Source organism: Flavilitoribacter nigricans DSM 23189 = NBRC 102662 (genome assembly GCF_002646595.1).
GTDB classification, from domain to species: domain Bacteria; phylum Bacteroidota; class Bacteroidia; order Chitinophagales; family Saprospiraceae; genus Flavilitoribacter; species Flavilitoribacter nigricans.
Genome location: NZ_PDUD01000030.1, coordinates 59,985 through 79,691, shown reverse-complemented (window position 1 = coordinate 79,691; position 19,707 = coordinate 59,985). Strand labels below are relative to the sequence as shown.

Sequence of the window (19,707 nt, the reverse complement as noted above, 5' to 3'; positions counted from 1 at the left end):
TTTGAGCCACAGTTTAAATCAAGTTAGGTAGGCAAGGGGGGCGATCATTATTGGTTGCCCCCTCTTTTAGGTGCCGGATGGTACTTCTTTCTCAGCAGTAAACTGGTCGGCGATAAGATAGGGTTGCTTCGTATCGTGATCGTGGGGAGACACATCGGTATTACCTAACAGCATCAGCCGGGCTTTCGGACGGTTATAGATTCCCTTACTTTCGCCGGAAATGACATTAGTAACTTCTATAGTCAGTCCGAATTTCCCCAAAAGTTCCCGGAAGATCTGGTAAGATCGCAGGCTCATAGAACTCTCGATCTTCGGGCGATCGTTGATGTGGTGAATTCCGGAGACCTCCCATTGCCAGTCAATCCAGCCGCCGGTCCACTTTTTGAAGGTAAGGTGGATCGCCCCGATCAGTGCGGTAACCGATTGGCAGTGACCACTGATCCGTACCTCGACCTGATCAAAGTGGTACTTCCAGAGTAAAGGGTGATCATCCAGGAGCGCAAATTTCACATAGGGCAGATAGATCGGTTGGAACAGGTTGCGCTGTTCGAGCACATCGTAGGCCGTCAGCGTCCATTGTTCTTTATGGGTAGACCCGGGAAGCGGATTAGTCTCAACGATATCCAGTTGCAGGCTCAATTGATTTTTTGCCCATTCCATAGTGCCCTGGATCGCGCTTAGTTTGAGGTCGAAATCGTGATAGAAGTCCGGGTGGTTAGTTCTGGAGATGAGCTCTTGGAGCATCAGTTAGGAATTTTTGGCAGCAGGTGCATCGGCACCTGCCGGGTTCAGTACTAAGAAGACGCCCTGGATAGAACGTCTTGGGGACAGCAATCACCGGCGTTTTTGGGCCAGATTCTGGATACACTGTTCCCGGACGGACCAGACTTCATCGAACGACATTCCGGTGTCTCCTTCCTGTAACCATGCTTTGATGAAATCCTGATGAAAACGGACCTTGAAGTCCGACACCTCTTCCGGCTGAATTTCCCGCTCGCTGATCACATCCGCACCTATGCGGGCAAATTCCGAATTTGGTCCGGTAGCATCCAGTCTTTCCCCCCGCACCTGCAGGTAGCAGTGAGCTTCGGGAATGAAATCAAGCGGATAGTCATCAAGAGCGGTGCCGATACCCGGCGTATTAACGGCATTCATCCGATACATGCCGAGGATCAGTTGCACGTCTTCCAGCTGATTTTCGTCGGCAATCTTTTTGAGTAAGGCGTGTTTGGAACTACAGGTGCCCCGGCCTTCCCGGAGTACCAGCGAAAGGTCGCCCCGTGTTTCATTCCTACCGTAGGAAAGATTACGGACGCAGTGCACCAGTTCGTCCCAGCTGGCAATTCCCCGGCTGCGGGCTAAACTACTGAAGGGCGTATCCGCATCTATCGCAATGGAGTCCGTTGTTTTTATACCCCGGACTTCGTTTAGCTTCATCGTCATGGATACGGCTCGATCGGCCACCCACTGGTCGTAATCGGAAATAGCCTGTAGCCGGGTAGCGTCATCGATATAAGCTTCCTCCACCATTTGGGTGGAACCGGCTACTTTCGACCAAATACCGACTTTGGCGGAAAAATCCGGTCGTTCCCGGTGGTAATGTTCATCTGAATTGTGCAATTCAACGGAGGAGAAACCCGCTGCCCGCAGTAAGTCCGGAAGGTCATCGGCGATACGGTTATTCATACCCGCATCGGCCCGCCAGCGCAGAAAGGACGTATAAAACTGCCGCATCGATTGCGGCGGTTCGGGCACCCATTCTATCGCTTCGTGGTTGTAATCCAGGATCGAAAGCCGGCCATTGGGCCTGAGCAGGTGTTTCATCTTCAGCAGGGCCCGCTTTGGGTCGGATAACCACTGGAGCGTGCGGGCCGAAGTAATGAGGTCGAAACGGGTATCGGTGGTGTATTCAAAAAGGTCCGCATGCACCAACTCCAGATTAGTGACAGAACCGTAAGTGTCTCTGCCGCTTTCGATGAATTTTTCCGTATTGTCAATGCCGGTCACCCGTCCCCTATCGCCTACCATCAGGGCCATTTCGCTGGAAAGCGCTCCCGTTCCGCAGCCGACATCGAGGATCCGCATGCCGGGTTGGAGTATAGACTTCAGGTGCCGATAATCGGAATCCAGGGTGCGGTTGTTGAAAATGCGGGAAGTTTCCTTCCCGTCCCTTTCGATATGTTTGTTACTTTTCATCGGCCTGTACCATCTTTTTGATCAATGCGATCTGCCCCAGGTGATAATGGGTGTGTTCAATGATACCGATGAGATTGCTGTGGTAGGTACCATATTTTTCGTCCACAAAGGCTTCTTCGAGTTTGGCGTCGGGCAATTGCTCGATCGCGGCGGCAAACTCTTCCCCTTCCTGCAGCATCTTTTCCAGCAGGTTTTGCCAGTCTTCCGCCGAGGTGATCGCGGAGTGGTCGAAACTGAATTTATCGCGAATATCCAACGGGCTACCGCGCAGTACCTGCAAAACCCCGCCTACGTAGTAGTTGATGTGGTAAGTCAGCGCCAGTATGGTATTCAGATCACCAATTTTTTGATTAGCCTGCTGCCAGCTAACGTCGGACAACTGATCCTTGAGATTGGAATCGGACCAGTTCCCTCCGAAGTGGACCCCGCGGACGTGTTTGGCCAGTTTTTCGCTTAAATTCATAGTTGGAAACGGTTGAAAAGTTTGCAGTACAGAGATACAAAACTCTGTGCGGACGGAGTTAGTTCCCTGAAATGAAAATTACCTGAAGGAGGACGGCAAGAGTCATTTTCTGCGGATTAGAGGAGTTATATGGGATAGCCTACCAGAATTTCCACCAGGCAGAATTTCCACTCTGCACCCGGTAATAAGCGGTTTCTGTGGCACCGAATTGCCGGGCCAGATCACCCGTTCCCTGGGCGTTAAAATCCAGTATGAGTGGTCGCCCGGCGTGGGAGCGCAGTAAGATGTCAAACAGATAGGGCAGCGCGGCCCGGGAGCTGCCTTCCGGGGATTGCATGGGCACCAGACTGATCACCTTTTTGTGGCTGTAGAGGTAGAAGTTGCTGGCCAGCAATTCGCCTTCCCGCGTCTGCACGCCGGAGGCAAATCCCCAACCCCGATGCAGTGCATTGTACATGATACGCTGCAGTGCGTGAAAATTCTGATCCACCCGGTGGCGATCGGTGGTGTGTTTCCGGTACATCTCGGCGACCTGCTCCGGTTTCAGGCTGGTGGTGGGTAAGAGATCTTCTTCCTCCGCCTGTTTTAGTTTTTCCTGCATTTCGGGAGCAAAACCGGCGCTCATTTTCTCGTAGCTGTCGGTCAGCAACATCTGATAATTGGGAATTTCTTCAACCTTGAAAGGCGAATCTGCCGGAAGTTTATTTTGCTCGTTGAGGTGAATGTCCATCCGGCGGTATTCAGAAGGGATGGCTTCCAGGAAGGCCCGCAGCCTTTTGGTGGACAGCACGTGGATGGAATAGATCCCCAGTTCCCGCATCAGATCGGGCTGATATAATTCCTTCCGGCCGAAGACATCTTCACGCCACACCAGCGGAAATACCGATTCGTAATCGCCCTCCACCAGGGCATCCCAGTCCTTGGCGACATAATCCAGAAACCAGATGTATCCGAATATATTACCGTTGGTGGCGTAGTGAATACAACTATTGAATTTAACCTTGTCAATTTCTGCTCTGGGGACGAATCGAATATCCATATAATCTTCTTCAAATTTTAAGCGTGTGCTGCCGGTATTACGGTTTCTTATCGCCCAGCGAAAGCCGCAGGCCGATATAAAAATTCCGTGGCAATCCGGGATAGTAGTAACGCGGAGCAGCACCGCCGAAAGATCCTGCATTTACCTGGATCATTGCGGCGTATTTTTCATCCAGCAGGTTATTGATCCCACCAAATAGATTGAGCTGTACCGGGTGTTGTGCCTTCATACCAACAGTTTTTTTGTAACCTAGTTTAAGGTTCATCGTGCCGTAGGCTTCGGAATAGGCGGTATTATCGTCCCGGATCGGCATGGCGTCCACAAAACCGTAGTTGAGGTGGCTGTAAAAACCTTCACCGGAAGGATTGTAATCCAGTCCGATGTTAAACAGGTGCGGCGGCGTACCGGTCAGCTCGTTGCCGGAATAGTCGTTCTCTCCATCCACAAAAGTCTGGAACCGGTAATGGGCATAAGTGTAATTAGCGAACACGGAGAAAGGATCGGATAACTTGTACTGAACGTAAGCCTCCACTCCCTGGTGCAGGGTTTTTCCAGCATTGATGCCCACGTACTGATCGAGGGCCGTACGACGGGCCACCAACAGGTCCCGGACCGGCATGCTGTAGGCAGTTATTTCGAAGTTCAGTCGGTAAGCCGGACTGTTCCGGCGCAGGCCCAGTTCAAAGTTCCAGCCTTTTTCCGGTTGGATCTCGGGATTGATGCTTCCTTCCGGTGTGAGGGTCTCTTCCAGCGTCGGTTGGGCGAATCCATGGCTGATATTTCCGAACAGATTGAGTTCCCGGGGGAGGCGGTAAAGCAATCCCAGCCGCGGAGAAATGATGTTCGCAAAGCGATAATCTCCGCTGATGTCAATGTTATCCACCAAAAAACGGTCGGTGAGTTCATAACGCGTCTGATTCACATTGACGCCGGCGGCAATCCGAAAACGACTGCCCAGTTGCAGGTGTGATTCCAGAAAAAGATTGTAGTAAGTACGCAGTTCGGTATTGTCGCTCAGCAGGGTATCCTGGCGGCCACCGTCGGTTCGATAGGTCTGCCAGTCGTAATTTTCGACAAAGAGTTCGGCACCGGCCTGGAGCGAAAAAGCCGGATTGGCCGATGGGTGAAAAACGAAACGCGTTCTTCCACCTACGGCTTCATTTTTTTCCGAAAGAATGTTGAAGGGTCGGCTTTCGTAATTTTCGTACCAGGTACCGAATACGCTGCTGGTATTTTCCAGCACGGACTCCTCATTGCCGTTGCGTACCAGATGGTGTTTGTGCGACACACCGACGATGAGTTTTTGGGAATCTTCAAAACCCATCACCTGCGCCCAGGTGAATGCCGCTTTGGTCGGTTCGTTCAGGTAATCGTCCCGGTTGAGCGAACTGGGAATAAAGGCTTTCAGGTCGATGTAATTAACCAGCAATGTGGTGGTGTTCTCCCGCCGGGTCTGGTGATTGGCGAGAAAGGCGAGGCCCTGCCGGTCGTACTGGCCGTTTGCCCGGTAACCGTCGCTGTGCATGTTGTGGTAGTGTAACTTAGCGTTCCACTTGGTTTCGCTTTGGGGATTGTCGGGGGTAAACTGTAGACCTGCGGCCAGCCTTCGGGTACCGAACGATCCGTAGGTGCCTTCCACCTGTCCCCGAATGCCGGTAGCCGCATAATCCGGGCTGGATTTCAGGTGGATCATGCCGCCCAGGCCCGCGCCGTAGGTACTGGCCGTCGGGCCTTTCCAGATGCTCACTTCGTCCACCAGGCTCAGGTCAATATCTTCCAGAGTCGTCTCACCCACTCCGTTCGTGAGGGGAATATCGTTGAAATAGGCCCGGATCTTGGCGGTGGAGAACGGCGAACGGTTACCGATGCCGCGAATGGTGATGCGATTGGTATTGAGCGCTCCGCTGTGCATGAGTACTCCCGGTACTCGGTTGAGCGCCGGTCGGATGGAGGTGCGGTCATCCCGCAAAAGGTCTTCCGGGTGAAGCGTCATGATGGGCGCCGGCGTATTGGCTTCTACCGGGATGCGCGCTCCCTGTACCTCGAAATCAACATCCAGCAGCGTCGGCGTGGCACTGAGCCGGATGCGCAAAGGAAGGTCCATTTCCGGCTGCCAGACCAGATCGTAGCCGGAGTAGCCGAGGAAGGAAAATCGAAGCGTATCTCCCCGGGTCGCATCTACGGAAAAACTACCTTCCGGGTCGGATACCGAACCCGCAGCCGTGCGGATATTCACCACCGTAGCGCCGATGAGGGGGGCGCCTTCTTCGGTTAGTATCTTTCCGTAAACCTGATCCGCTTGCTGGGCCAGGGAAAAGTGGGTAAAAGACAGTAAGAATGCCAGCGGGTAGATGATCTTCATCATAATTTTAGGATCGTAAGTTGTTTCCCGACAACCAATATTTGTTGTACGGTGTTCTACAGTAAATTAAATTGAAATGGAAACGCTGAAGTTTAAGACTAATATAAATTGTGGCAGTTGTATTCGCTCGGTAACCGGTTTTATCGAGGACGTAAAAGGGATTGATCACTGGGAAGTTGATACGGCAAATCCGGATAAGATACTGACGGTGAAAGGTCAGGTGACCCCTAAGGAAGTCATCGATGCCGTTGAAGATGCCGGTTTCGATATTCAGCCGGTAGCGGAGGCTTCGTAACGCCAGAAATAACAATCCATACCGGCTTCCTCAACCTGTTCGACCAGCTCGAACCCGCAATTGGTCAGTACTTTTTGGGACGGGAGATTATCAACGGGGGTAAAAGCGACCATACTGGTACATCCATCTTGTTGCAGGGCCCAGTCGCGTAATCCCGCCAGCGCTTCCGTCCCAAAACCCTGCCGGTGCTCCCTTACATCAATATGGTAGCCGACGGTCACCTGCCCGTGGCTATTGGGCGGTCCGCCCATTCCGATCCCTCCGATCGTTCGATTTTCCTCATCCAGCACGATCTCCCAGTTGGTTCCCCAATAAAAATCTTCGGGGTGCTCCCGGGTAAAATTCTGCCAGAATTCCAGCGCCTCCGCTATTTCTTCTTCCATGCCGGAACTTATCTGCAGACCTGACGGTTGTAGCCCCAAAATTTCTTCCAGTTGATCCCGCCCGTTGCCGAGCGCCTTCAGCATGGCGGCGTTTAGAGGGATGAGTCGGAGCCGGGGAGTTTTTATTGGAAACATGATAATTTTACCTTCGGATTAAAAATCGATATACCTAAATCTCTACCTTTGCCGCCAAAGCTAGCAAAAATCCGTACATGAAAGTCACTGAATATTTTGAAAAGGCTAACGGTCAGACATTGATCTCATTTGAGGTGTTACCCCCGCTTAAAGGAGGTAGCATGCAAGCCATTTTCAATACCCTTGATCCCCTGATGGAGTTCAAACCGCCTTTTATTGATGTCACGTACCACCGGGAAGAGTTCATCTATAAAAAGCGATCCAGCGGTTATTACGAAAAAACGGCCATTCGCAAACGGCCGGGAACGGTCGGGATCTGTGCGGCGATCATGCACCGCTACGGAGTAGATGCCGTCCCGCATCTGATCTGCGGCGGTTTTACTCTGGAAGATACGGAAAACGCGCTGATCGATCTCAACTTCCTCAATATAAAGAATGTGTTGGCCCTGCGGGGTGATGCCCGCAAATTTGAGGGGCGCTTCATCCCAGAGGAGGGCGGACATTCCTACGCCATTGATCTGATCCGGCAGATCAAGGAGATCAATGGGGGGAAATATCTTGACACGAACATTGAAAATGGAGAGCCGACCGATTTCTGCATCGGGATCGCCGGTTATCCGGAGAAGCATTTCGAAGCTCCGAATATGGGTACGGATCTGGAATTCACCAAAGCCAAGATCGATGCGGGGGCGAATTACATCGTTACCCAGATGTTCTTCGACAACAAGAAGTATTTTGAATACGTCAAGGCCTGCCGCGATATCGGTATCGACGTACCTATCGTGCCCGGGCTGAAGCCGATCACCAAGCTGTATCAGCTCAACTCCCTACCCCGTCTGTTCCACATCGATCTGCCGACTGATCTGGTAAAGGCACTCGAGCAGGCCAAAAATGCGGAAGCCCGTCGTCAGGTCGGTATTGAATGGTCCATCCAGCAATCAAAAGAACTGAAGGAAGCCGGGGTGCCCTGCCTGCATTATTACACCATGGGGGATTCGGATACGATCCGGCAAATCGTAGAGTCAGTTTATTAGATGATAAGAGGTACGGACGGTCAATTTCTTTTTTTCAGTAAGAAGAAATAGAAGAAACCGGCCACTACCAGCCCGAGCATTACCCACTGCCAGCGCCATTCCGCACTGAGCGATTCCATATTGCCGGTAGGGATAAAGGCCGCCCAGTATTTGGGGTGGGTACGGGCATTGTCCGGGGCATTTTCCAGATAACTCAGCTTGGCCTGACGAAGCGCTTCGTCCTTCGGCAACCCGGCACTTAGTTGCCGGTAGAATTCCGCCATCAACTGCTGGCCGGACTGGTCATTGATATTCCAGAGGGAGGTGACCAGGCTACGGGCTCCCGCGTAGCTGAAGGCGCGGGCCAGACTCATGATCCCTTCTCCTCTCACCACTTTACCCACACCGGTTTCACAGGCGCTCAGTACCACCAGATCGGCCGGAAAGGACTGGGCCAGGATCTCGTAGCTGTACAGCCGGGAAAAGCCGGCACTGCTATCCGGTGGCGATGCAAAGGCGATGTACGAGTTATTCGGAGCCGCATCGTCTACAACGGCGTGCGAAGCAATGTGGTAGATCCGGTAGCGGGAGGCCAGCGCCAGGAACTCATCTTTGGTGGCCTGTCGGTCGGCGACCAGACGACCTTCAAAAGATTGCAGCACCGCTGCTGCTTCTTCCTCATTGAACAGCAATTCGCCCAGTACCGCCCGGTCGCTGCGTTCGGCAATGGCGTTGCTGCCGGAAAAACTCGGGGCAAAGGCCAGTACTTCATCGGTGTCGTTTTTCGGTTTGATCTGCATCTCTCGGAGCATGCTGAGGGAAAAATTCTGACTGACGGCCAGTTGACGAACCAGGAACGGATAATCCCGGAAATTAGTAGATGAGGAAGGCGCTACCGCTTCGGTGAGAAGAATATCAAAAGGCAGGTAACCGAGTACGCCATCGGGAATAATAAGGATCCGGCGGAGATCATCCGCATCGGCCAATATCGGTGCCAGTAGCGCTTCGTACAGGGCGAATGACTTTTCGGCAAAAGCCTGATCGTTCTGACGGTAAATATCGTTTTTCAATTCTGCCGCCCATTGTTGCAGGTCGGCATTCCAGGGCAGTTGTAAAAGCCGGAGAACGCTGCCGCTTGCATAAACGAATGCATACAGATGCTGGTCGCCAACAAAATACTCGACCAAAAGCTGATCGTCGGACAGGTCGATATCCTGCAGATCAACGATACTTTGATCGTATTTGAGGCGGTAATAATCCGGATATTTCTGCTCAAAAGAACGGATCAGGGCGTCGTATTCCTGCTTGATCGCCAGCTTCTTTTCCCGCCGGGTGATCTGTTGTTCTTCCGTAGTGGCCTGATCCAGTTGCGCGTCGATCCTCGCCAACTGGTACTGGAGCCGGCGCACCTTTTCCAACTCCCGTTCCGGTACTTTCGCGTAGTTGCGGGCGTGCAGATCGCGTACGGCGGCGTAGAGGGCTACGGCCTTACTGCTTTCCATGACCTTGAATGCCGCTTCGGCCCGATCGCTCCCCTGCCGGTGGATAATCTCCAGCGCCAGTTCGTACAATTGATAACTGTCTTCGAGCAGATACTGCTTGTCGTAATCTGAGGTGTAACTCAACTTGATACTGTCCACCAGTTGCATACCGGTTTGGGCGGTGACCCAGGCTGCCGCCAGCCAGTCTGCTGTATTTTCCGGGGGGTGATGAAGTAGGATCCGGGTCTTTTGCGTCAGGGTATAGAGTAATTGCTGGGGAGCAGTTCCGGCGGTGACCAGGGGATTCTGTGCGGGATCTTCGGCGGTGAAATCATCGCTTAGGAAAGTCAGGGCCCGTTGGTAAGCCCTAAGGGCTTCGGCGTAGGACTGCCGGGCCGAATAGATATCTCCCTTTTCGTTGTAGAGTTGACCGAGCAGGAAATCATTGCCCCGGTTTTGGGTACCTTCTTCCAGTTTGGCAATGGCTAACTGGAGCGTATCTCGGGCTTTGGCAAACTGTCCCATCTGACGCCAGACCTTGGCTTTTTCCAATCTTATTTCCTGGGAAACCGGTTCGTCCGGCAGCGCATAGGGGGCGACGGCATCCAAAAAATACAGTGCACTGTCGGCCCGGGACAATTCCCGGTAATAGCGGCCCAGTTCCTGGCCCATATTGATCAGGCGCTTGCGTACCCGGCTTTTCCCGGCGGGGTCGGCAAGGTAAGCCTCCCGGGCCCGGCGGAAAGCCGGTCGATAAAAACTCAAAGCGCGGGCCCGTTCCCCCATCAGCCAGTAGGCGTTGGCGATCCGACTGTAGGCCAGACTTTCGTCTCCTTCCGCTTCGCCGCGGGATGCGTAGTATTGCCGCTCATAATTGAGCGCTCGGAAGGAATAGTCGATCGCTTCTTTGTAGCTTCCCCGAAGCCGGTGGATGGTCGCAAGATACTGGTAGGAAATCACGAGGCGCTGGAATTCCTCGTCACTGAGCGCTGCTTTGTCTTCCAGCGCCATAGCCAGGCTCTCGTAGATGTCCAGGGCACCGTTGTAACCACCCGTTTCCATATAATAGTCTCCCCAGTGCATGCGCAGGTCCAGGGCGATCGCTGCCTGGGTCTCGGGTGTGAGTTCAGCGCCTTTTTCCGTAAGCAGTTGTTCTGCGTTCGACAGGAATTCGTATTTCAGATCGATCTGATCGTGGTAGCCGGTACAGAGGATGCCCCATAGGTAGGCGTAGGATTCCTCTTCCGTCCAGCCCAACTCGTGGGTCTCTTCCAGCAGCAGGTCCAGGTAGTGGAGTGTGCTGTCGAGATTGGTATAGCAGTGCTGCCCGAGTTGTTGGTAGTAGCCCTCGATACGAACGGAATCGGGATCAGTTTGTTGGGCGGATAACGATCCGGTCACGAGCATAGCCAGCAGTATATACCAGTACGGTTTTGGGTTTTTCATTATGGGACGAAATGGACAGCGGCTCCCTATCCTGGAGGCCAGGTATTGCAGCCATTGTGATCTGAATGGAAAGAAGCGTAAGCAGGGCTTCCACCGCAAAATGCCGGTTTTGCGTAGCTACAGGTTGACCCGGTCGGTTTTACGGTGGAAGTTTTAGTGATTGATTATTGCAGGTATACCAATACTTCGGTTGATCCGTCACCCAGGGAAATAACTACATTAACGGCGTCGTCATTGATCTCTTTCTGGGGCAGATTAACAACGGCAAACTGGCCGCCTTCCGGGGAGTAAATGATCTCTGCGTCCGCGCTGGAACTGATGATCTCACCGTTCACGGTCTGAATGCTGATATCCGGTAAGCGCTTGTATTTTTTTACATCTACAAAGTAATTAAATACGGCCAGGCGCTCCCAGAGGCAACTACCGGTCTGGCAGGGGCAGGGCGGTGGTGGAGGTTTTATACCGCCGATCACTCCGAGGAGTAGGTCTTCCATGGCTTTTACTTCTTTCTCCGCTGCGGAGACGGCTTCCTCCAGCTCGCCGCAATTTTCCTGACAGGCATTGAGGTCCTGCTGGGCCGCAAAGTATAGCAGGTCCTGCAGACCGTTAACCCGGGTTTCCATTCCGGTAGTCAGGATCTCTTCTTCGACAAACTCCGCTTCGGTTTGCGGTTTTTTCTCGCAATCGGCAGAGGACAGGGCGATAAGGCCCAGGAGGAGCATAGGGACAATTTTTTTAGCTGTAAACATGTGCTCGGTTTTAGATTTGTGGTTTAAGTTAAGGAATTATGAGTTAATTACGCAAGAATGCTTCTGCGCTGCGGGGGAAGGAGGGGATGGAGATGTTAGCCAGGAAATACAAGGGGCGGCCGGATAAAACTGTTTTCGGAAGGCAGTCTGTATCGCTCCGAAAAAAGCACGTTTACCGGCTTGGTGTTCCCTGGTCAGAGATCGGCTAAGGCTTTTTTGTATAAGTTGAAATTCTCTTCATCAAAACAAACGAAAGTAACTGCTTCTATAGTCTGATGGGCGCTCAAAAAATCGACGGTGGTCGTTATGGCAATCCGGCAGGCTTCGGCCTTTGGGTACCCATAAATGCCGGTGCTGATATTGGGGAAGGCAATCGTCCTGATGTCCTTATCCACGGCCAGTTGCAGGGAATTGCGGTAGCAGTCGCCCAGAAGTTCGGCTTCATTTTTGTCGCCTCCCTGCCATACCGGACCGACGGTATGGATGACATAAGTGGCGGGTAGATTGCCGGCCGTAGTGATCACCGCTTCGCCGGTGGGGCACCCCCCTTGTCGCTGTCGGATCTTGTAACATTCGGCCAGGATCTCCGGGCCACCGGCACGATGAATGGCTCCATCAACGCCACCTCCTCCCAGGAGAGAGCTATTGGCTGCGTTGACTATGGCATCTACCTGGATCTTAGTAATATCTCCCTGGAGGAGTTTTAGTTTAGAATTCATGAGGTTTATTCGGTTTCTATTGTTCGACTGCTGGTCCGGGGGACCTTGGAGGTGTTTGCCGTGTTTTTCCGGTTGATCCGAATGCGTACTATGCCGTCGCAAAAGAGACTGCACCCCGGCGTGTTCAATACCGCCAGGAGTGTACCGCTTTGTGTCGGGCATAATTTACTTTGATCAATTGCCGGTTCGTTTGCTTGTGGCCATCACTTCTTTTATTCCATTTCAACCGGAAACGTTACCACCGGATGTTCATTAGGGGCAATTATTGCGTTGAGCACCCGGAATTTCAGATTGAAGGTATCCTTCAGGTCAACGGTTTTTACTTCTAAAGTAGTCTTTTCGTGTGCTTTTAAAGTAACCAGGTTGGCGTGGCGATGCAGCGTATACGGACTGAGATTTTCCAAAATCAGATCTGCATCCGAACGATTCTCGATGGTTACATCGGCAACCGTTTTATCGGTTTGGTAAGTCGCTTCTTGCAGTTTCAGGCAGCTGTGTAACAAAGGTAATAGATTTTCTTCTTTTCCGATAAGGGTATTATTAAACCAAACGGCGGTCCGTCGGGCCAGGAGCGCTTCCTTGACCGCACTTTCGCTGCGATCGGTTGCAAATACCAGGGTTACGGGCCGGTGCCCGGTGCCGTCCTGCACCTGGTAATCCCAGTCGATGAGCCCGTGAATATCCGAAGTGCCCATGATGGTCAGATCGTTTTCCAGTGCGATCTGCAGCGCCTCGGCGGAATAGGTATGTTCGTTGACCACTTCAATGCCGTGGAGCAGATTGTCCGAGATCAGTTTTTTGTGGAATGGAGTGAGGCGGGATATCCCGTCGGGCCGTTGGGAGGTCCAGTTTGGGTGATTCCAGAATACGAAAGCATTCTGCGCTTTAGCGGCCCGGAAAACCTCAAGGCTGTCGTCGACCAGCAGCTTATTGGCGTCTTCGATGAAGATGGCATTGCAGTGGCCCGGCGGCATACGCCGGGTGATCTCCGCCCCGTGGATGATCAGGATGTCATTTGCGTTCGCGAACTTTTTGACAATCTCAAAAGACCGGTTTCGGTCCGGATGGGGAATATCTTTCCCATGGGGCTGGTATTCGAGGTGTTCGGTCAGGGAAATGGCATCGATGCCGTCCCGGAGGGCTTCTTCCACCCGGATGGTAGGCCAGACGTTACCGTCGGAAAATACCGTATGCTGGTGGAGGTCGCAGACGACGGTGAGATAATCGGGAACGTCCGGAAATTCAATATGGCGGTGTGGATGCCCGTGGGCATTTTCGGTTTGAGCAATAAGGTTCAGGCTTCCGGCTAGAAGCAAGATGATAAGAGTAATTGATCGCATAATTAGTTGGTTTGTCTGCCCAACAAGGTAAGGAGTGATTGTTAAGAGCGGGTAAACTAGATGAGAATATTCCTATTTCCGGAGCGATCCGGCAGATTAAAAACCGATCCGGATGATCCAAACGATCAGCAGTCGCCAAAAAAGAGGGCATCCGTGCTACCTGCAGCACGGATGCCCTCTGACTTGCCGGATATAGCTTAAGCGGTTGGAAGCTTAAAACCGGAGCCGGCTATCAATACGCCAATCATTCCAGATCGATCGGCTCAAATTTCTTAAAGAGGGAATACTGCACGGCCTCTACCTTCTTGCGGTAATCCGCAAAATCTCCGGTCATAAAGGCATTGATCTTCTCCAGTACCTCCTGGGTTTCCTTTCGGGCCGCAGCCATCGTTACATTGGCCATCTGGCTGGGCGTACCGGATACTTCGGACAAATACCGCCGGGCGCTGCGCAGGGTATTGCTGAGGTTTTGGGCGGTGCGCTGAATCCCCTTCAGGCCCTCGGGATCCATATACAGCTTTTCGAGTTCGGCGATGCTGTCCTGCAGCGCTTTGCCGGTTTTGGCAAGTTCCTTTTTCGTGTCTTCCGGTGCGTTGACCAAGGCATCATCGACAAGTTTGATGGTTTTGCTCGCATCCTGAAGGCTTTTGAACCCATCCGTGGCGGCACCGATGACCGCTTCGAAATCCTTCATCAGGGCATCGGCCGCTATCATATCGTCCATATTAGTCTCCAGTCTTGGATCAGCTAATACTTTGACCATGCTTGAATCCTTATGCTCGCCGAAGGTGGCTACCAGCTTGTATTTGCCGGGTAGTACACTGCGCCCACCCGGAGTGTCTGAACCCGGTCGGCGTTCTCTGCGGGATGGGAAGCTTACGCCGTCCCGCTCCATAGACCAGGTAAAGCGGTTCATTCCGTCTTTCAGCGTCTCAGTGAAAGTCCGGATGGTGTCCCCCTGGCTGTCGATAACCTGGATCTTTGCTTTCGTCGGTCGCTTTTTCTTCTTTTCATCGGTGTCTTCCGAATCGGTGCTTTCTTCTTTTTTCGGTTCCGGTTTTACCCACATCGTGAGCAGGGCACCGCCGGGGCGGGTGGCTCCCTGGAATTCGGCATTGGCAATGAACCGGATACCCTGATACGAACGGTAACTGGCCAGGTAGGCATCCGGCGCTTCGAAGAATTTGAAATCAGCGGCCAGTACTTTGCCCTGTGAGCTGGCCATGGCCCTAAAGGGACGAATGTCATCCAGTACCCAGAACGAACGTCCGAAAGTGGATAGTACCAGGTCGTGCTCCCGCGGATGGATCTTCATATCGGTCACCTGAACGGAAGGGAAACCATTGTCGTATTTAGTCCAGTTCTTACCGCCGTCAATGCTGAAGTACAGGCCTGTATCGGTGCCCAGCCAGAATAGGTTAGGTTCCTCGATGTCCTGAACAATAGATAGGGCAAAACCGCCGACCTGGCGGTCGTCAACGATCCGGGTCCAGCTCTGACCGTAATTGGAAGTGCGATAGACCATCGGGGTGAAATCGTTACGACGGTAATCATTCACCACCACAAAGGCTTCACCGGCCCGGTGGGGAGAAACTTCTATGTAGGGGAACCAGCTCCCGGCCTTTACCCCCGGGAGTTTACCCGATAGTTCGGTCCAGTTTTGGCCCCGATCCCGGGTTACATGCAGTTTCCCGTCGTCCGTTCCTACCCAGATCACATTTTTATCGTGTGGGCTGGGGGCAATCGCCAGAATTGTAGTGTGGTTCTCCGCCTGGGTATTATCGATGGTAAGCCCGCCGCTGGTGGCCTGCTTTTGTTTTTCGGGATCGTTCGTGGTCAGGTCCGGGGAAAGGATCTCCCAGTTTTGGCCGCAGTCGTCGCTGTAGTGTACGTACTGACTACCGTAATAGATGCCGCAATCCGCAAACGGATCCTGCGCCATGGCTGCGTTCCAGTTGAAGCGAAGCCAGGTGCCGTCGGGGTGTACCGGGCGAATGAATTTGGTATCTCCCGTTTCGCGATCTACTTTGCCTACATTCCCGCCCTGGGACATAGCGTAGACGTAGCGGTTATTGTCGGGCTGGAACAAGACGTCAAAGCCGTCGCCAAAGAATACTTCCTGCCAGTCGTAATTCGTGATCCCGCCGGAACGCCACACATTGCTGGGGCCTACCCAGGAACCGTTATCCTGCATACCACCACCAACGTTATAAGGATAATCCATATCCACATTTACGTGGTACAACTGCGCCAGGGGCAGGTTATTGATAAAGCGCCAACTGTTGCCACCGTCGCGGGAGATGTTCAATCCACCGTCGTTGCCGTCGATCATATAATCGGGATCGTCCGGATGGATCCAGAAGGCATGGTGATCCGGGTGGACCGCCGCTCCGTAATCCAGTAACACCTTAAAGGTCTTACCGCCGTCTTCACTGCGGGATACGTAGGAATAGAGGTTGTAAATGCGGTTCTCATTCTTGGAATCCACAAAAATATCCGCGTAGTAAAAAGGCCGGTTGCCGATATTTTCTTTACTGACGAGTGACCAGGTACTTCCACCGTCGGTGGTTTTGTAGAGGCCGTTCTCTTTGGCTTCGACCAGAGCGTAAACGATGTTGGGTTTGGAGGGAGCAATGGCCAATCCGATCCGGCCCAGTTCGCCTTTCGGCAGACCGTCATCGGCACTGACTTTTTTCCAGCTGTCTCCACCGTCGTAAGTGATGTGGAGGCCGGAACCGGGACCTCCGGAATTGAAAGTCCAGGGTTTGCGACCGTATTCCCACATCGCAACAATGAGTTTATCCGGATTGGTCGGATCAACGACCATATCAGCTACGCCGGTCTCTTCGTTGGCATACAGGACCTTTTCCCAGCTTTTTCCTCCGTCGGTCGTCCGGTACAGTCCGCGCTCTTCGTTCGGCCCCCAGATCGAACCCATAGCACCGGCATAGACGATATCCGGATTGTCCCGGTGGATGATGATGCGGTGAATAGTTTTGGTATTTTCCAATCCCATCAGCTTCCAGGTCTTTCCACCGTCGAGACTTTTGTAAATGCCCCCACCGCTATTGTGAGAATTCCGTGGGTTACCTTCGCCGGTGCCGACCCAGATCACACTCGGGCTTTTCTGGTTAACGGCAACGGCCCCGATCGAAAGCGTCGGCTGATCGTCGAAGATCGGCGCCCACTGGATGCCCCCGTCGGTAGATTTCCAGACGCCGCCGGAAGCCGTACCGGCGTAAATTATTTCCGGGTCGCTCAGGTCCACATCAATGGATGTGACCCGGCCGCTCATGCCCGCAGGACCTATATTGCGCATCTTGATGTCCTTAAAATGCTCGAGGTCAACCGTCGATTGCCCCGGCAGGCTGATACTCAGCAAAATGGCTGCGAGGAGTAGTAGTGAGTTTCGCATACTAGTGAATGAATTTTGAGTTTTTTCTTAATATCGAATAAAGATAGAAATTTAGGTTTTGAACTGGTTTAAACTTATTGTCTGCCGATGAGGCCAAAGTATTGGATTTACTGGCGAAGCGCTTTTTGAGTTTCGTACTGGGAAAGTACGGAACGAGAAAAAGCTGAAGTCCAGGAGGTTCAAGACTTTAGGCCACAGTCCAGATGAATAAGTTTAAACCAGTTCTTTATTTAAAAGTTTCCTAAAATCCGAGAGCTGGGAGCGATTAGTGAGAAAAGTTGATAATTTTGAACCCCAAATTTGGGCAAAACCAAGGAGCCGGGATGTTTCGCATTTCGGATACAGGCGGTTGTTTCAGCTTGCCTTCCGGTTTTGTGCCCGCTCTGCCATCGACTTTAATCAGATAATAATTTACGGATATGTCCATTTCAAAGCTCTTCCTCGGTGCCGCTCTTTTCTGTCTATTGTGCTTTCATACCGCCTGCAAACCGGAGAGCCAAAAGATCCCACAGGAACAGATCCAGGTCAAGGTACCGGTATTTGATGCCGATGCGGCCTACGAACTGGTAAAAAAACAGCTCGAATTCGGACCGCGTTATACCAACTCTGCCGGTCACGCGCAGATCCGCGACTGGCTGCTGGAGCAGGCCAATACCTACGCGGACGAAGTGATCCGGCAGGATTTCACCGCACAGGCCTACAACGGAGAAACACTCAACGGCACCAATATCATTGCCCGCTACAAACCGGAGATCGCCGAGCGGATACTCCTCTGTGCGCATTATGATACCCGGCACATTGCCGATAAGGATACCGTAGATCAGGATCAACCCATCCTGGGGGCGGATGATGGAGCGAGTGGGGTGGCCGTGTTGCTGGAGATTGCCCGGCAACTCCAGACCAATCCCATTCCCATGGGGGTCGACCTGGTTTTTTTCGATGCGGAAGATTACGGCGCAGATACCGGAGGACAGACGGAAAGCTGGGGCCTGGGATCGCAGTACTGGGCCAATAATTTGCACGAGTCCGACTATCAGGTGAAATACGGTATTTTGCTGGATATGGTCGGTGCCCGGAATGCACGCTTTACCAAGGAGGGAAATTCGCGCGCTTCGGCCGGTCCCGTTGTGGATAAGATCTGGGAACTGGCCGCGAGGATGAACAAACAACAATATTTTGTGGACGTCAATACGGGGTCCGTGGTTGACGATCACTACTTCATCATTCGGGAAGCCGGTATTCCCATGGTGGATATTATCAATCATCCGGTAGAGAATATGTTCGGCTTTTATCACCACACTCATCAGGACAATCTGGACGTTATTGATCCGACCAGTCTGCAGGCTGCCGGTCAGGTGGTGTTGGCGGTCGTGTACAACGAATCGAACGGTAAATTGTAGGTCACCTGTGCCCGGAAGCCCTTTCGGTGCAATAAATATTGAATAAGGCAAGCTGATCATTCCGCTTAGCGAAGGGGCGATGCCGGTAAATTGCCCGCGAGCTTAAGATAAAGATGAATTACAACAATGTGTTTACGGATTGCCGTATGGGTGCTCATTTGTCAGGCAGTCAAAAATAACGCTCAACTCCGTCCCGGAATAGCTTAGCTCCCACGGACGCAAGTCACTAATAATCAATTGCGTTAAGCCCGCTAATTTTCTCAACACTTTTCAGAATATTGTGTTAAATTTGGATAAGTGCCAACATCACCAATTGAAGTATCCTCCCGGAGTGGATCAGGCGGCCACTGGCTGTACATTCGCCGTAAAGGCCCTGGGATATCCATTCTGAAAAGTAGAGCTCCTAATTCATAAAACAGTACTGACTATGACTCGACTGATCTACCCTTTCTTTACTGTGATGCTGGTTGTCAGCTGGTTCGCTTTACCGGCACAAGATCTGATCCTGGATGATTTTACCATGAGTGGGGATACTTATGTGGTCGGCGACGAATGCTACCGGCTAACCGATGAATACAATTACTCTTCGGGATCTATCTGGTACAAATATCCGGTGAGTCTTTCCAATCCGTTCGATATCGAGTTGAAGATCATGATGGGCTGTAAGGACGACGAAGGAGCCGACGGGATGGTGTTTATCTTTACTTCGCGTCCCAACCGGGTCGGCGGAGCGGGGGAAGGTATCGGTTTCGGCGGGCTGCGCCCATCGTTTGGAATAGAGATCGATACCTGGGAAAACGATCACCTGATGGATCCGGTCGATGACCATCTGGCGCTTTTGTTCAACGGACATGTCGGGCACTACAGGAGTGAGATCAAACCTACCATCATCCCGAATCTGGAAGACTGCCAGCGGCATCGCTTTGCCGTTCGCTGGGATCCGGGCTCCCAAACGATCACCATCGAAATTGACCGCAAAAGAGTCATGCGGGCCCGCTTCGATCTGATCGGCAGCGTCTTCGGGGGGAATGAAACCGTATACTGGGGTGTTTCCGCCGGTACCGGGCGCTACAATAATATCCACGAAGTATGTTTCGAGAAAATGTCCTTTTCGCCCCCTTCTAAAATGCCGGATTATTATCCCGGCGTGCTGCCGCGGCATTGGGGCGGCAGAGATTGATCCGGCTTTCGTCAGCTCGAAAAAGTAAACTTTAGTACTCTATGCACAATTACGCAAAATAGTTGCGTAGTTGTCCTCCATCTTTGTTGCA

General features: G+C 52.4%; 15 protein-coding genes. 4 read left to right on the top strand and 11 right to left on the bottom strand.

Going from position 1 to position 19,707, the window contains the following annotated elements; all coding sequences use genetic code 11:
• Positions 1 to 66: 66 nt before the first annotated feature.
• The 5 genes from CRP01_RS25530 to CRP01_RS25510 all read right to left on the bottom strand — a co-directional run bounded on the left by CRP01_RS25530 (position 67) and on the right by CRP01_RS25510 (position 6,063).
• Positions 67 to 744 (bottom strand): hypothetical protein, encoded by a 678-nt coding sequence (locus CRP01_RS25530; RefSeq protein ID WP_099152954.1) that lies wholly within the window; start codon positions 742 to 744, stop codon positions 67 to 69.
• 90 nt (positions 745 to 834) lie between these two features.
• Positions 835 to 2,196 (bottom strand): methyltransferase domain-containing protein, encoded by a 1,362-nt coding sequence (locus CRP01_RS25525; RefSeq protein WP_099152953.1) that lies wholly within the window; start codon positions 2,194 to 2,196, stop codon positions 835 to 837.
• A complete protein-coding gene (locus tag CRP01_RS25520) occupies positions 2,186 to 2,659 on the bottom strand; it encodes a DinB family protein (RefSeq protein WP_099152952.1) in 474 nt (157 codons plus the stop codon). Before CRP01_RS25520 ends, CRP01_RS25525 begins: the two co-directional genes overlap by 11 nt.
• A gap of 139 nt (positions 2,660 to 2,798) precedes the next feature.
• Positions 2,799 to 3,698 (bottom strand): hypothetical protein, encoded by a 900-nt coding sequence (locus CRP01_RS25515; RefSeq protein WP_099152951.1) that lies wholly within the window; start codon positions 3,696 to 3,698, stop codon positions 2,799 to 2,801.
• Positions 3,699 to 3,735: 37 nt separating this feature from the next.
• Positions 3,736 to 6,063 (bottom strand): TonB-dependent receptor family protein, encoded by a 2,328-nt coding sequence (locus tag CRP01_RS25510; RefSeq protein ID WP_099152950.1) that lies wholly within the window; start codon positions 6,061 to 6,063, stop codon positions 3,736 to 3,738.
• A gap of 73 nt (positions 6,064 to 6,136) precedes the next feature.
• On the opposite strand from CRP01_RS25510, the gene CRP01_RS25505 reads away from it, so the two are divergent.
• The gene (locus CRP01_RS25505) at positions 6,137 to 6,355 is read left to right on the top strand and encodes a heavy-metal-associated domain-containing protein (protein ID WP_099152949.1); all 219 of its coding nucleotides are present in this window, start codon (positions 6,137 to 6,139) and stop codon (positions 6,353 to 6,355) included.
• Here the strand turns inward: CRP01_RS25505 and CRP01_RS25500 are convergent.
• On the bottom strand, positions 6,331 to 6,873 hold the full coding sequence (locus CRP01_RS25500; protein ID WP_099152948.1) for a GNAT family N-acetyltransferase: 543 nt from the start codon (positions 6,871 to 6,873) through the stop codon (positions 6,331 to 6,333). The two genes, CRP01_RS25505 and CRP01_RS25500, sit on opposite strands and share 25 nt — an antisense overlap.
• Positions 6,874 to 6,950: 77 nt before the next feature.
• Here CRP01_RS25500 and metF point away from each other — a divergent pair, with 77 nt between their 5' ends.
• Positions 6,951 to 7,907 (top strand): methylenetetrahydrofolate reductase [NAD(P)H], encoded by a 957-nt coding sequence (metF, locus tag CRP01_RS25495; RefSeq protein ID WP_099152947.1) that lies wholly within the window; start codon positions 6,951 to 6,953, stop codon positions 7,905 to 7,907.
• A 20-nt stretch (positions 7,908 to 7,927) separates the two neighbouring features.
• Here the strand turns inward: metF and CRP01_RS25490 are convergent, their stop codons facing one another.
• The 5 genes from CRP01_RS25490 to CRP01_RS25470 all read right to left on the bottom strand — a co-directional run bounded on the left by CRP01_RS25490 (position 7,928) and on the right by CRP01_RS25470 (position 17,036).
• A complete protein-coding gene (locus CRP01_RS25490) occupies positions 7,928 to 10,813 on the bottom strand; it encodes a CHAT domain-containing protein (protein WP_099152946.1) in 2,886 nt (961 codons plus the stop codon).
• Positions 10,814 to 10,977: 164 nt separating this feature from the next.
• Entirely contained in the window at positions 10,978 to 11,562 is a 585-nt protein-coding gene (locus CRP01_RS25485; RefSeq protein WP_143473532.1) for a hypothetical protein, read from the bottom strand.
• A gap of 194 nt (positions 11,563 to 11,756) precedes the next feature.
• Complete coding sequence (locus tag CRP01_RS25480) at positions 11,757 to 12,281, bottom strand: O-acetyl-ADP-ribose deacetylase (RefSeq protein ID WP_099152944.1); 525 nt, start codon at positions 12,279 to 12,281, stop codon at positions 11,757 to 11,759.
• Between the two features lie 212 nt (positions 12,282 to 12,493).
• On the bottom strand, positions 12,494 to 13,621 hold the full coding sequence (locus CRP01_RS25475) for an Sb-PDE family phosphodiesterase (RefSeq protein WP_099152943.1): 1,128 nt from the start codon (positions 13,619 to 13,621) through the stop codon (positions 12,494 to 12,496).
• Positions 13,622 to 13,865: 244 nt separating this feature from the next.
• A complete protein-coding gene (locus CRP01_RS25470) occupies positions 13,866 to 17,036 on the bottom strand; it encodes a VPS10 domain-containing protein (RefSeq protein WP_099152942.1) in 3,171 nt (1,056 codons plus the stop codon).
• Positions 17,037 to 17,455: 419 nt separating this feature from the next.
• Here CRP01_RS25470 and CRP01_RS25465 point away from each other — a divergent pair, with 419 nt between their 5' ends.
• Positions 17,456 to 18,436, top strand: coding sequence for a DUF4910 domain-containing protein (locus CRP01_RS25465; RefSeq protein ID WP_099152941.1), 981 nt, complete (start codon positions 17,456 to 17,458; stop codon positions 18,434 to 18,436).
• A gap of 427 nt (positions 18,437 to 18,863) precedes the next feature.
• Complete coding sequence (locus tag CRP01_RS25460; protein ID WP_099152940.1) at positions 18,864 to 19,616, top strand: L-type lectin-domain containing protein; 753 nt, start codon at positions 18,864 to 18,866, stop codon at positions 19,614 to 19,616.
• Positions 19,617 to 19,707: the final 91 nt, after the last annotated feature.